Origin of the sequence: Enterococcus sp. AZ077, from assembly GCF_051714965.1 — a bacterium.
In the GTDB taxonomy this organism is placed as follows: Bacteria; Bacillota; Bacilli; order Lactobacillales; family Enterococcaceae; genus Enterococcus_B; species Enterococcus_B hirae.
In genome coordinates this window covers 794,960-807,687 of record NZ_JBIOSX010000001.1, presented here as the reverse complement: position 1 = coordinate 807,687, position 12,728 = coordinate 794,960, and the positions used below count along the sequence as shown (strand labels likewise).

At 38.8% G+C, this 12,728-nt stretch carries 11 protein-coding genes and 1 other annotated feature; all 11 genes read right to left on the bottom strand.

Going from position 1 to position 12,728, the window contains the following annotated elements; all coding sequences use genetic code 11:
• Window positions 1-46: 46 nt before the first annotated feature.
• Entirely contained in the window at window positions 47-2,839 is a 2,793-nt protein-coding gene (gene ileS, locus IGL28_RS03815) for an isoleucine--tRNA ligase (protein WP_010738196.1), read from the bottom strand.
• Between the two features lie 57 nt (window positions 2,840-2,896).
• Window positions 2,897-3,114, bottom strand: a binding site (T-box leader).
• Window positions 3,098-3,802: a DivIVA domain-containing protein gene (locus tag IGL28_RS03810; protein WP_010719771.1), complete on the bottom strand. Its 705-nt coding sequence runs from the start codon at window positions 3,800-3,802 to the stop codon at window positions 3,098-3,100. Its footprint overlaps the feature before it by 17 nt.
• A 20-nt stretch (window positions 3,803-3,822) precedes the next feature.
• Window positions 3,823-4,605, bottom strand: a complete 783-nt coding sequence (locus IGL28_RS03805) for an RNA-binding protein (RefSeq protein ID WP_010738197.1) — start codon at window positions 4,603-4,605, stop codon at window positions 3,823-3,825.
• A gap of 35 nt (window positions 4,606-4,640) precedes the next feature.
• A complete protein-coding gene (locus tag IGL28_RS03800; RefSeq protein ID WP_034686156.1) occupies window positions 4,641-4,910 on the bottom strand; it encodes a YggT family protein in 270 nt (89 codons plus the stop codon).
• A 29-nt stretch (window positions 4,911-4,939) separates the two neighbouring features.
• Window positions 4,940-5,536 carry a cell division protein SepF gene (locus IGL28_RS03795; RefSeq protein WP_081128580.1) on the bottom strand — a complete coding sequence of 199 codons (597 nt, stop codon included), beginning with the start codon at window positions 5,534-5,536 and terminating at the stop codon, window positions 4,940-4,942.
• On the bottom strand, window positions 5,536-6,222 hold the full coding sequence (locus IGL28_RS03790) for a YggS family pyridoxal phosphate-dependent enzyme (protein WP_010719774.1): 687 nt from the start codon (window positions 6,220-6,222) through the stop codon (window positions 5,536-5,538). Before IGL28_RS03790 ends, IGL28_RS03795 begins: the two co-directional genes overlap by 1 nt.
• A 14-nt stretch (window positions 6,223-6,236) precedes the next feature.
• Window positions 6,237-7,481 (bottom strand): cell division protein FtsZ, encoded by a 1,245-nt coding sequence (gene ftsZ / locus IGL28_RS03785; protein ID WP_010719775.1) that lies wholly within the window; start codon window positions 7,479-7,481, stop codon window positions 6,237-6,239.
• A gap of 22 nt (window positions 7,482-7,503) precedes the next feature.
• Window positions 7,504-8,832, bottom strand: coding sequence for a cell division protein FtsA (gene ftsA / locus IGL28_RS03780; protein ID WP_010719776.1), 1,329 nt, complete (start codon window positions 8,830-8,832; stop codon window positions 7,504-7,506).
• Between the two features lie 153 nt (window positions 8,833-8,985).
• Window positions 8,986-10,233 (bottom strand): cell division protein FtsQ/DivIB, encoded by a 1,248-nt coding sequence (locus tag IGL28_RS03775; RefSeq protein ID WP_128427365.1) that lies wholly within the window; start codon window positions 10,231-10,233, stop codon window positions 8,986-8,988.
• 16 nt (window positions 10,234-10,249) lie between these two features.
• Window positions 10,250-11,332: an undecaprenyldiphospho-muramoylpentapeptide beta-N-acetylglucosaminyltransferase gene (gene murG, locus IGL28_RS03770; protein WP_010738199.1), complete on the bottom strand. Its 1,083-nt coding sequence runs from the start codon at window positions 11,330-11,332 to the stop codon at window positions 10,250-10,252.
• Window positions 11,333-11,348: 16 nt separating this feature from the next.
• Window positions 11,349-12,719, bottom strand: a complete 1,371-nt coding sequence (gene murD, locus IGL28_RS03765) for a UDP-N-acetylmuramoyl-L-alanine--D-glutamate ligase (RefSeq protein ID WP_081128576.1) — start codon at window positions 12,717-12,719, stop codon at window positions 11,349-11,351.
• Window positions 12,720-12,728: the final 9 nt, after the last annotated feature.

Here is a 12,728-nt window from a genome sequence, read left to right as displayed (position 1 = left end):
TGTTTTTTAGATAACTTTCCTTTAGTCACCAAACATGACCAAATTTTTATTCAAATCCTTCTGCCACTGCTTCTGGATAGTTTTCTTCAACGATGTGCGCACAGCGTCCACATAAGTGTGGTAATTTTTCATCAACGCCTACGTCTTTGCGAATTTGACGACAACGATCGCATGTTTGTCCGTCAGCTTTTTCTACTAAAATGGCTACGTCATCAAATTTCACCGCAGCTTCTGGTACTTCTGCGTTAGCTGACATCACTTCATAGTAATCTGGTGACACGATCAACAATTGTGGAATATCCGCATCCACAGCTGTCAGCAATCCACGAACTTGTTCATTTGGATAGATCGTCAACTTCGCTTCCAAAGATTTACCGATCAATTTATTGTTTCGTGCTTCTTCTAAAGCTTTTAACACTTTATCACGGAAGTCCATAAATGCTGCCCAAGTATCCATCAATTCTTCTTGATTTGGATACTCTTGGTAACCTGGAAGTTCACTTAATTGAACAAACTCTTCTTCTTCTTTTAAGAAAGACCAAATTTCTTCTGCAGTATGTGGAATAATCGGTGTTAATAATTTTGTTAAAGCTACTGCTGTTTGATAAAACACAGTTTGCATGCAACGGCGTTGGTAATCATTTTCTGATTCGATATAAACAACATCTTTAGCAAAATCCAGATAGAACGCAGATAGATCTACTGTTAAAAAGTTCATTACGGTACGATAGATGTGCATGAAGTTATATTTCTCATATCCTTCTTCACGAATTTCTTTAATCACTTCGTTCAATCGGATAGTCATATATTTATCTACAGAACGTAATTCTTCAAATGAAATCGTATCTTTTTGTGGATCGAAGTCTTCAGTATTTGCAATCAAGAAGCGCATCGTATTTCTGATTTTGCGGTAAACTTCTGCTACTTGGCTTAAAATGTCCATGGATACACGTACATCTGCTTCATAATCCACACTAGCTACCCACAAACGTAAGATATCCGCACCAAATTGTTTGATCACTTTATCTGGCAAGATCGTGTTACCTAACGACTTACTCATCTTACGCCCTTCGCCATCCAGAGTGAACCCTTGAGAAAGGACAGATTTATACGGTGCAACCCCATTGATTGCCACACTTGTAGTAATACTTGAATTGAACCAGCCACGGTATTGATCAGAACCTTCTAAATACATATCAGCTGGGAATGATAGTTCTGGACGTTGACGCAAGACTGCTTCGTGAGAAGAACCTGAATCAAACCAAACATCCATGATATCTGTTTCTTTCGTAAACTGTCCATTCGGTGATCCTGGATGCGTAAAGCCTTCTGGAAGAAGATCTTTCGCTTCTTTCTCAAACCAAATGATTGAACCATGTTCAGCAAACAATTGCGCTACGTGTTCAATCGTTTCCGGCGTAATGATTGCTTCCCCATTTTCAGCGTAAAAGATTGGCAATGGCACACCCCATGCACGTTGACGTGAAATAACCCAGTCGCCACGATCACGGATCATATTATAAAGACGTGTTTTCCCCCAAGGAATGATCCAATCTACTTTCTCTACTTCCTCTAAAATATTTTGTCGGAAATCGTCGATTGATGCAAACCATTGTGGTGTAGCACGATAAATCACAGGTTTTTTCGTACGCCAGTCATGAGGATAACTATGCGTAAAGAAGTCAAGTTTTAATAAAGCACCTTTTTCTTGTAACAAATCAGTAATCATTGGATTCGCTTTGTCGTAAAAGACCCCTTCAAATCCTGGTGCTTCTTCTGTATAAACCCCTTTTGAATCCACTGGAGAAACTACTGGCAATTTATATCTGTTTCCTGCAATATAGTCATCTTCCCCGTGACCTGGTGCTGTATGGACTAATCCAGTACCAGCGTCTAAAGTTACATGGTCACCTAAGATAACTAATGATTCCCGCTCATAAAACGGATGCCAAGCAGTCATGTATTCCATTTCCTGACCAGCAATCTCTTTCAACACCTGAACATCAGACCAACCGATTTCAGTTTGAACTTTTTCTAATAAATCTTTTGCAACGACAAATTTACGTCCATCTGCTTCGATTAAAACGTACGTATAAGTTGGATTTACTGCAATCCCTTGGTTTGCTGGTAATGTCCATGGCGTAGTTGTCCAAATAACGAAAGCTGTATCTTCATCTAACAACCCTTTGCCATCTTTCACATTGAAAGCCACAAAGATAGAAGGAGACTTCACATCTTTATATTCGATTTCTGCTTCAGCAAGTGAAGATTCACTTGACGGAGACCAATAGATTGGTTTCAATCCTTTATAGATATAGCCTTTTTCAGCCATTTTACCGAAAACACGGATTTGTGCCGCTTCGTAAGAAGGATCCAACGTGACATATGGATGCTCCCAATCGCCTGCCACTCCTAGTCGTTTGAAATCTTCTCGTTGTTTGTCGACTTGTGAAAGGGCATATTCACGACATTTTTCTAAGTACTCTGACATTGTCATTTCTTTTCGTTTGATCCCTTTATTGGCTAATACTTGTTCAATCGGTAAACCGTGAGTATCCCAACCTGGAACATAAGGTGCACGAAATCCTGACATTGATTTTGAACGGATAATGATATCTTTACTGATTTTATTTAATGAATGTCCTAAATGGATATTTCCATTTGCATAAGGAGGTCCATCATGTAAGATGAAACTTGGCTTTCCTTCATTTAATTCTTGTCTTTTTTGATAAATTTTATTTTCTTCCCATTCTTTTTGCCAATCCGCTTCACGATTAGGCAAATTACCACGCATTGGGAATTTTGTTTTACCTAGTTGTAAGGTTTCTTTCATTTTCATAAACCAGTTACGCTCCTTCTTTCATCATTTTAAAGAACACAAAAAAGCATGTTCATCCAAAGGGACGAACATGCCGTGGTACCACCCAAATTCAGTTACATGATCATGTAACTCTTAAAAACCAATAACGAGGTCAACCGTTGTTTCTTACTCCTATTTCAGAAACAATTTTCGTAGAGGATCTTTCACTTTGCAGGGTCTTGCCGAACTTCCACTATCATCGGCTCGCTGAAAAGAATGACAAAATGCTTTTCTGTTCTACTCTTCGTCATCACCAGGAATGATCGAAATATCGATCGCCTGTGTATCAAATGCAGTCATTGGTGCTTCCATGATGCCTGTGTCTGAGTTTACATCAGTTTGATTTTCATTGTCAAGTTGTTTTGCTAAAACTTCTTTGATCACTTCATGACTATCTGACACATAGCTTGAGAAAGGTTGTAAAATTTCATCCCATTCTGGACTTTTTACTTGTTCTAATTGAGATTCTAACATCAAGCTGATTCGTTGGTGGAAAACTCGTGTTTTTTTCTTTAAGTCTTCTGTTTCAACTGCTAGCTGTTTTGCTTTTTCAGTTGCATCTGTTAGGATTTGTCTTGCTTTTTCTTCCGCATCTGTCGTTAATTGGTGCGCACGTTTTTCAGCCGTAGCCACTAATTCATCCGCTTTGTTTTGAGCAGATGTCACGATTACTTCGGACTCTTTACTTGCACTTGTTTTAACTTTATCCGCTGTGTCTTGTGCAACGATGATTGACTGATTCAATGCATCTTTTAGTTCATTGAAATATTCTAATTTTTCTTCTGAATGTTTCACTGCTTTTTCAAGTTCACGGTTTCGTTGCGTGATTTCTTCATAGTCACGAACAACTAAATCTAAGAAATCATCTACTTCGTCTTGATTGTATCCCCGCATTTTTGTGGGGAATGTTTTGTTTTGGATATCTAATGGAGTTAAAGCCATGTGTAAACCACCTTTTTGTTTTATTTACGTAATACACCAAATAATACCCTGTATTTTTCTTTTTTAGTTTTTCCTTCAAGTTCTTGAATTTGGATTCGACCAAATCCTCTGATCGAAACGATATCTAATAACTCAAGTAAAAAATCAGGGCGTGTATTTTCTGTCCAATTTACTTTTACTTTTCCAGACTCAATCAGCTGCTTCGAACGCTGTCTGGAAATATTATAAATCTCCGAGATCACGCTGTCTAGTCTCAATGAAGTCACTGTACCTCTTTCTTGTGTCCAACCATCTTTTGGCACAAGTAATTCCGTATACTTGATTGGCTCCATCCGAACAGAGACTTTGCCGATTTTTGTTACTTGCGTTGCTACAAACTGTTCAACTTCTCTTGCGATGAACACTTGCCAACGATCACCATCAGAAATGATATCACCAAAGTAAGCTCGTTTGATACCTGTACCAACCAATGTACCTAATACTTTTCCATGAGTCAAACTAGCAAACTTACTCGGATAATGGATTTCATAAAGTGACACCTCAAAATCTTCGTCAGTAGGCTCATAATAGTCAGGAAAAATCAAACATCGCTTCCGTTCTGCTTGCTCATAACCGCCATAAAATGAAAAGTGTAATTCACTATCTTGACGGATCAGCGTCTCTAGTATATAGGATTGTCTTGGATCAAGAAAGTCAGTAAGATAAGGTGCATATTGCCCTTGTACCTGTTCGATCCAATCACCTACTGAATCGATGAAAGAACGTTCATCTGCACGGAAATGCTGATAAACATTAGCATCCATATTTTCCCCTCCTATCAGCTACTCCTTTGATCGTTTTAATAAATTGCCATGACTATCCATAAAACGATATGTTGAAGACCTTGTACTGCTAAGTTTAAAATCAAGATCGCAGCTAGAATCGTAAAATCAATTCCACCAAATCGAAGTGGAAGCCGATCAAATAACTGGATATACGGTTCACAGATTTTTGCTAAAAAGCGACCAATCCCTGATTGATATCCTCCTGGAAACCAGGATAAAAGTGCATAAACCATTAACAAAAGACTGTAAAAGTAGGCTGCTCGTCCCAGCAGATTAAGTAATATAAAAATAATATAAATTGTCGTTCCTCCTCTTATAGGTCAAATAGGTTCACGTCTGCAAAAGATTGTGCTGTTGAACTATCGATTTCCATTCCAGTTGGCGTGCATAGAAAAATCTCGTCACCTACTCGCTTAATGTCACCATCTAATGCATAGACAGTGCCAGTTAAAAAATCAACGATTCTTCTCGCTTGTTTTTCTTCTACTAAATGGAAATTTACTAATGTTGCTTCACCAGCAATGATTCGTTTAGCAATAGCCATTGCTTCAGAATAAGCTCGTGGTTCCATGACCGTAATTTTTCCAGCTAAATTTGTTTTAGGTGCAAAAGAAGTTTTTGCTGTTTCTTCTTTACGTGTTTTTTTAGCTGGTGTTTGATGTAATTCAATCACTTTTTTTGTTTCATTTGCCGCTACACTTTCACGAGCAACAGGACGTGTTGTTTGTTGCGAACGTGGCTTTGAGACAGCTCTTGGCTGGCTCATTTGAGATTGTGTTGGCTGTATTGGTTTCTTTTTTGTTGTAGGCTGTGCTACAGCCGGCTTAGATGTTTCAGGATACTCCTCGTACTCTTCCTCATCAGCTAATCCGAAAAAATTAGCAATCGCACCTCTATTTAAAAGTGGCATTATTGTTCCTCCTCGTCTTTGAATAGCGCTGTTCCTACACGGATGAATGTGGCACCTTCTTCGATTGCCAGTTGAAAGTCCTGACTCATTCCCATGCTTAATTCCGTACATGGTGCATGCGAAAAACCTTTCGAATGAACAAGATCACGCAATTCTTTCAGCGTTCCAAATACTTTGCGAATTTGTTTAGCAGAAGCCTCTTTAGGTGCCATCGTCATTAAACCAACAACCTTTATTTTAGACAAAGCAACTAAAGATTCGATAAAAGGAACCAGCTCTTCTGGCGAAAAACCATGTTTGGATGCTTCACCAGATACATTCACTTCCACAAAACAATCGAGGGGTTTTGTTGCCCTTTTTTGTATTTCTTCTGCTAATTTCAAACTGTCTAATGCGTGAAAGCAATCAATTTCATTTATAATCAATTTTACCTTTCTACGCTGCAAATTACCAATTAAATGCCACTTTACATCAGGATAATTAACTAAATCTTGTTTTTTTTGTAACAATTTATCTACGCGGTTTTCTGCGCAGTTTTTTACACCCTGTTCAATCAATTTTTCTGCCGTAGCAGAATCCACTGATTTGGTGACAGCGACTAGTGTGACTTCTTTCGGATCACGATGAACAAGAGCACACGAGTCCTGAATCTCTTGCTCGATTTTTAGCAAGTTGTCAGCAATCATGTGCTCTTCCTCCTTTATTTTTTACGACGGAAAAATGGTGGTGTACTTAATTCATCGTCACCTTTTGCTTTTGTTTCTTCACGATTGAATGTATCAAATTCTTTTTTTTCGATAGGTTCAAAATTCGTTTCTTCAACTCTAGGACGGACATTTTGTTCACGTCTGATGTCCCAGTCACCAAAACTGCTATTTTCTTCTTCAGCAGAGATTGGTTTTGCTTGATCCATATCTAAAACTGTTTTTTGAGTAGATGATTGCATTTGTGTTTGTCTAGCCGGACGACTAGACTTGCGTTCCTTTTTTGATTCGTCGATACCCGTTGCAATAACCGTTACACGGATTTCATCGCCCATTTCTTCATTGATTGATGTACCTAGAATGATGTTAACATCGCCTGTAGCAGCATTTGCTACGATATCTGAAGCATCTTGAGCTTCAAATAAAGTCATGTCTAACCCACCAGTGATGTTAAGCAAGACTTGCTCAGCTCCATCAATTGATGTTTCAAGAAGTGGAGAAGAAATAGCTTTCTTCGTTGCTTCGATCACACGTTCTTCACCGCTTGCTACACCGATACCCATTAACGCTGTTCCTTGGTTTTCCATAACAGTTTTCACATCAGCAAAGTCAAGGTTAACGTAACCTGGGGCTGTAATCAAATCTGAGATCCCTTGAACCCCTTGACGTAATACATTATCAGCTTCACGGAAAGCTTCTAACATTGGTGTTTTCTTGTCAACTACTTCAAGAAGACGGTTGTTTGAGATAATCAATAATGTATCGACGTTTTCTTTCAAACGTGCGATACCTTCAGCAGCAAATCTGCCACGTTTTGGTCCTTCAAAAGTGAATGGTCGAGTTACGACACCAACAGTTAAAGCACCAAGTTCTTTAGCAATTCCTGCTACGATTGGAGCAGCACCTGTACCAGTTCCGCCTCCCATACCTGCAGTAATGAAAATCATGTCAGCGCCATCTAAGGCTTCGCGTAAAGCTTGTTCACTTTCTTCGGCAGCTTTTTGACCAACTTCTGGTTGAGAGCCTGCACCTAGTCCGCGTGTATATTTAGGTCCTAATTGGATAACTGTTTCAGCTTTTGAATTTTTCAATGCTTGGACATCTGTGTTGGCAGTGATGAACTCAACACCTTTTACATTTTCTTCAATCATACGGTTAACAGCATTTCCACCGCCGCCACCGACACCGATGACTTTGATTACTGCGCCGTCATTGATATTATTATCAATTGAGAATTCCATATTTTATTCCTCCCAGGATGAATTAATCAAAAATTTTTGAAAAGAAACCTTTAATTTTAGTTGTTACATCTTCGTCTGATTTCTTTTGTTCAGGTTCGTCGTAGACCGTTTCTTCTGGAACATCATAGCTATCATTATCATATGATGTCACTTCTTGTTCTACAGTTGTGTGATGCGCGACCACTGTTTCACCTGTCACAGCAATTTTAGCCAATTGATAGACTTCACTCAAGTTAGCTGAGTAATCCACGATGCTGATCACATTAGTAAAGACTGGATTACGAAGTCCCATTTGGTTAGGTACATATAGCTTAACATTCACACCAAAAATCTCTTGTGCCAGATCAACAACACCTGGAAGGCTTGCAGCACCACCAGTTAGTACGATACCACCAGGTAACTCTAGTGCTTCGATTTGGTCTAACGCTTCTTTGGCTTTATTGAAAATCTGTTCCATACGGGCTGAAATCACTTCTGATAAATAGCGTTCATCCACTTTGACAGGTTCAGATTGACCGATCACATCTACTGGAAACTCTTCATTTGCAGAAGTACGTTCTGGATAAGCATCCCCATAATTGATTTTTAACGCTTCAGCATTATTGAATGACGTATTCAACACAATCGAGATATCTTTTGTGACGAACTCGCCACCTTCTTGATCTAGACTAGTGAACTTCAATTGTTTGTCATGCATAACAGCTGTTGTTGTTTGTCCACCGCCCATATCAATCACGATCGTTCCAAAATCTTTTTCTCCATCTGAAAGGATTGTTTCTGTTAAAGCTAATGGTGTAATGACTAATTCATTGACAACCAATCCTGCATTTTCTACACATTTACGGATATTATGAACAATCGTCTTTGGCCCAGTAAATAACAAGCCATACATTTCTAATCTGACACCGATCATTCCACGAGGATCTTTGATTCCTTCGAATCCATCAACGGTAAAGTCTTGTGGCAAAATTGATACGATTTGACGTTCAGGAGGAATTGAACGAACAAGGGCAGCTGAAGCCACGTTTCTGACATCTTCATCGGTGATTTCTTTCGAATCCCCGTTTACTGCAATCATTCCTTGGCAATTTTCCACTTCAAGCAAGTTTGCTGGTAGACCAACACTAACCCCTTTGATCTGTATCCCTGCTTTTTCTTCTGCTTGTCTTACTGCTCGTTGTATCGCTTGGACCGTTTTATCGATATCAACGATAATGCCGCGGTTAATCCCTTCTGATTTTGCGTTTCCTACTCCAATAATATTCATTTGGCTGTCGATATATTCAGCCACGACAACTTTGACAGATGTCGTTCCAATATCAAGGCCTACATACATTCCTGTTTTTGCCATGAACGGGATTCCCTCCTACTTACTATTCCATATACAAGCGAACAACTAACGTCCGTTTTTAAATATACTTTAATAGATATATTCACTGCCTTCAATTCTACCATAAATTACCGGTTTTTAGAAAGTAGATTATCACTTTTTAAAGCTGTTTTATTAATTTTCGGTTAAATCTGAAGACGATGAACTTGAATTGTCATCGATTTGGCTAGATTCACTTGTATTCTCTGACTGACCTGCTTGATTTGACTCAACTGATTCCGAAGATTGGTCTGACTGATCACTTGATGCTCCCGATTGTCCTGTGAGATTTTCGGTAGAACTTGTCTGCACAGATGGATCTGTTGCTTCGCCATTCTCCTTCTTGCTTTCACTGTAAGGATAAGAGAAAATCCCTACCTCCATATCAATGACGCCCTTTTCTTTCATCTCTTTAGCGACTTGTGGATAATATTTCATTTGACTGGCTAGATTTTGAATATTGACGATCACTTGGTTCCCATCATTCATATTTAGTTGGATCAAATTTTTATTGCTCTCTTTTGGTGTATATTTGATTTCTGAAATTGCTTTTTGTAATTCTGAAGTTAATTGATTATATTCTTTAACCAATTGACTAATTTTGGCGTTATCTGTGAAATTCTCTAGAATTGGTAAATTCTTAGTCGGATTTGCTACTTTTTCCTTTAAGACTTTCCCATTTTCGATTACAGGAAAATATTCGCCGTCCTTCATCACTAAAGCAATCTCTTTGTATTCTTTGATAGCCAACTCAAAAGTATTGATTGACTTAAAATGCAATTGTGCGCTCTCTACTCTTGGTTGTTCTTTTTTCAATGTATCAAGATATTGGTTTTTATGGAAATACTGACTCCAAACATTTCCATCAATTGCCAAATGAGAGTCGGCAATGGCTGTTTGACTCGTAATCATTTGGTTCCCTGAAACTGTTATCCCTTGCAGTCGACTATAAGGGGAAACATAATAAATCAAAAAAATCAGTGGGATCGTTAGGATTGAAATAATAAAAGTCAGTCTTCGATAAAGAACTTTATTTCGTTGATTTTTCAGATTTGGTAGCCGATTTAAAAAAGAGCCATTATAAGGACTACCAATTTTTGGTTGTTCAATTTTTTCAAATGGCTCAGAGTCTCCTTTTTTCATTGGATCAGAAGCGGTTGCTTCTGGCTTCTCACCTTCCGCTGAGTCTGCTTCTTTAGTAGCGGAAGTGGATGCTGCCCGCTCATTTGTATTTTCATTTTTTTCTTCTTTTTGCTCTTCTTTTTGTTCTTCCTTTTTTTCGTGTTCTGCCAAATATTTCCGGTTGGCCTTTTGCCAAGGAGTTAGATTTTGTTCACCCTCAGATTCATTTGGCAGCTTGTCTGGCTTTTTTTTCTTACTCACTAAGACCACACCACCTTTATTTTTGAATTAATGATTTTACTAGCTCGTACATTCTTTCTGATGCGTCTGGGATTCCTTGCTGTTTAGAAGCTAAAGACATTTGTTTTTGTAATTGATCATTGGTCATGATCTCTTCAATCGCTTGTTTTAGGGAACGTCCATCTAATTCGTCATCTTTGATCATCTTCGCTGCATTGTTTTTGACTAAGCTCATTGCATTTTTTGTCTGATGGTCATTCGTCACATAAGGACTTGGAATTAGAATAGCTGGCAAACCTAAAGCTGTTAATTCAGCAATCGAAGTCGCACCTGCTCTACCAACCAATAGATCGCTTGATGCCATTACTTCTGCCATTTTATTGATATAAGGCTGTATGCTGACATTGGCACAAGCAGGAACTTTCGTTTGGATATCTTTATAATAGCGTTCGCCTGAGGCATAGAGAACCTGGTATTCCTGATCGAACGACATTAAAAATTCTGTCACTGCCTGATTGATTTTTAAAGCCCCTTGACTACCACCAAAAATCAAGACTGTTTTTTTCTCTGGATCAAGACCATAAGTGGCTAAAATTTTCGATTTATCCATATCCGCCACTTCTTGCGCCCGAGGATTACCGATCAAAGACGATTTTTCTGCAGGAAAAAATGGAGCAGCATCTTCAAAAGAAAGTGCGATTCGATCCACATAGCGACTTAAAAATTTATTGGTGATGCCAGGCACACTATTTTGTTCATGGATGATCGTAGGAATCGCTAACTTAGATGCCGCATAGACTACTGCACCCGACACGTAGCCCCCAGTCCCAATCACCACATCTGGTTTAAATTCTTTTAAAATTTTTTTTGCTTCTCGAATACTTTTTAAAAAAAGTTGGATAGTCTTCAGATTATGTAGCGAAAGTTTCCGCTGAAATCCTTGTATTTCTAGCGTACGAAAAGGCATCCCGGTCTCAGGAACAATCTTATTTTCTAAGCCTCTTTGCGCTCCAACGTACATAAACTCAGTATTCGGCTCTTTTGTTTTTACATAATTGACGAAGGCTAGTGCTGGATAAATATGCCCGCCAGTTCCGCCACCAGTAACCAAAATTTTCATTCATTCTCGCTCGTTTCTACTTTTGTATAGTTAGTTTATTGACAGCTTCCATGAACCGTTCGCCTCTAATTTCAAAATTAGGGTATTGATCCCAACTTGCATTTGCTGGTGACAATAAGATCGAATCACCCTCTTCACTCAATTCAAGGGCGATCGGTACAGCGGCTTCTGCGTTTTCAGCTGCCTTGATCACAGGGATACCTGCTTTCTTGCCCGCCTCTGCTAATCTATTTTGAGTTTCCCCAAAAGTGATCAACGCTTTGATGCCTTTTAAAGCTGGTATCAACTCATCAAATGAATTTCCCCGATCCAGACCTCCAGCGATTAATACTAATTGATCTAACTGAAAACCACTTAATGCCATTTTAGTAGCTAAAATATTAGTTGCTTTTGAATCGTTATAAAACTTCCTTCCTTGAAATTCCCCCACATACTGTGTACGATGCGGTACTCCATGGAAATGGTGTAAAGCATTTTTGATCGCTTCATTTGAGATACCATATAATTTAGCAACTGAGATGGCAGCTAGTGCGTTCTCAACATTATGTGAACCAGGAACACCCAATTCTGTAATATCCATGATTTGTTCTTGGTTATAGTAGATACTACCATCTAAAGAATAGGCACCTTTAGGTAGTTTTTGTTCCGTCGCAAAAGGTAACACCGTTGCTTTAGTCTTTTTGCTGAGTTCTCTTAACTCTTCTTGATTCCAATTCAAAATCAAATAATCTTTCTCTGTCATATTCTGTTGTAAATGCCATTTTGCTTTTACATATTCTTTTCTCGTTTTGTGGTAATCGATATGAGCCTCATAAATATTGGTTACTACTGCTACATGGGGACGAAAATCAGTGATTCCCATCAATTGGAAACTAGATAGTTCCATAACGATTTTATCGTCAGCTGTTGCTTCTTGCGCCACACTACTAGCTGGATAACCGATATTCCCGGCTAGGCGAGCTGTTCCTGGCAAATCACCAGCGTTCAATAACAAGCCTGTCATAGTTGTTGTTGTTGTTTTACCATTTGTTCCCGTAATCCCAATAATCGGACATTCCGCTACCTCGTAAGCTAATTCCACTTCCGTAATTACCGGAATACCCAGTTCTTGTGCTTTTTGAACAAATGGATGACTATACGGAATCCCCGGATTTTTCACCATCAAAGAAAATTCTTCATCCAATAATTCAATCGGATGGCTTCCAGCAATCACTTTGACTCCCAGTGATAGCAACTCTTGTGCTTCTGGATTTTCATCAAACGGCTTTCCGTCATTAACAGTGACAAGTGCGCCCAACTCATGTAACAGTTTGGCCGCACTAAATCCACTTTTCGCTAATCCAAGAACAAGGACTTTTTTGTTTTCATATGTTGAAATTTTTTTCATTTCCTGTCA

Coding starts and splice junctions, on each gene's coding strand:
- IGL28_RS03810 (WP_010719771.1), bottom strand. CDS start 3,802: ATGGCTTTAACTCCATTAGATATCCAAAACAAAACATTCCCCACAAAA.
- ftsZ (WP_010719775.1), bottom strand. CDS start 7,481: ATGGAATTCTCAATTGATAATAATATCAATGACGGCGCAGTAATCAAA.
- ileS (WP_010738196.1), bottom strand. CDS start 2,839: ATGAAAATGAAAGAAACCTTACAACTAGGTAAAACAAAATTCCCAATG.
- IGL28_RS03795 (WP_081128580.1), bottom strand. CDS start 5,536: ATGCCACTTTTAAATAGAGGTGCGATTGCTAATTTTTTCGGATTAGCT.
- IGL28_RS03805 (WP_010738197.1), bottom strand. CDS start 4,605: ATGGATGCTAATGTTTATCAGCATTTCCGTGCAGATGAACGTTCTTTC.
- IGL28_RS03790 (WP_010719774.1), bottom strand. CDS start 6,222: ATGATTGCTGACAACTTGCTAAAAATCGAGCAAGAGATTCAGGACTCG.
- ftsA (WP_010719776.1), bottom strand. CDS start 8,832: ATGGCAAAAACAGGAATGTATGTAGGCCTTGATATTGGAACGACATCT.
- murG (WP_010738199.1), bottom strand. CDS start 11,332: ATGAAAATTTTGGTTACTGGTGGCGGAACTGGCGGGCATATTTATCCA.
- murD (WP_081128576.1), bottom strand. CDS start 12,719: ATGAAAAAAATTTCAACATATGAAAACAAAAAAGTCCTTGTTCTTGGA.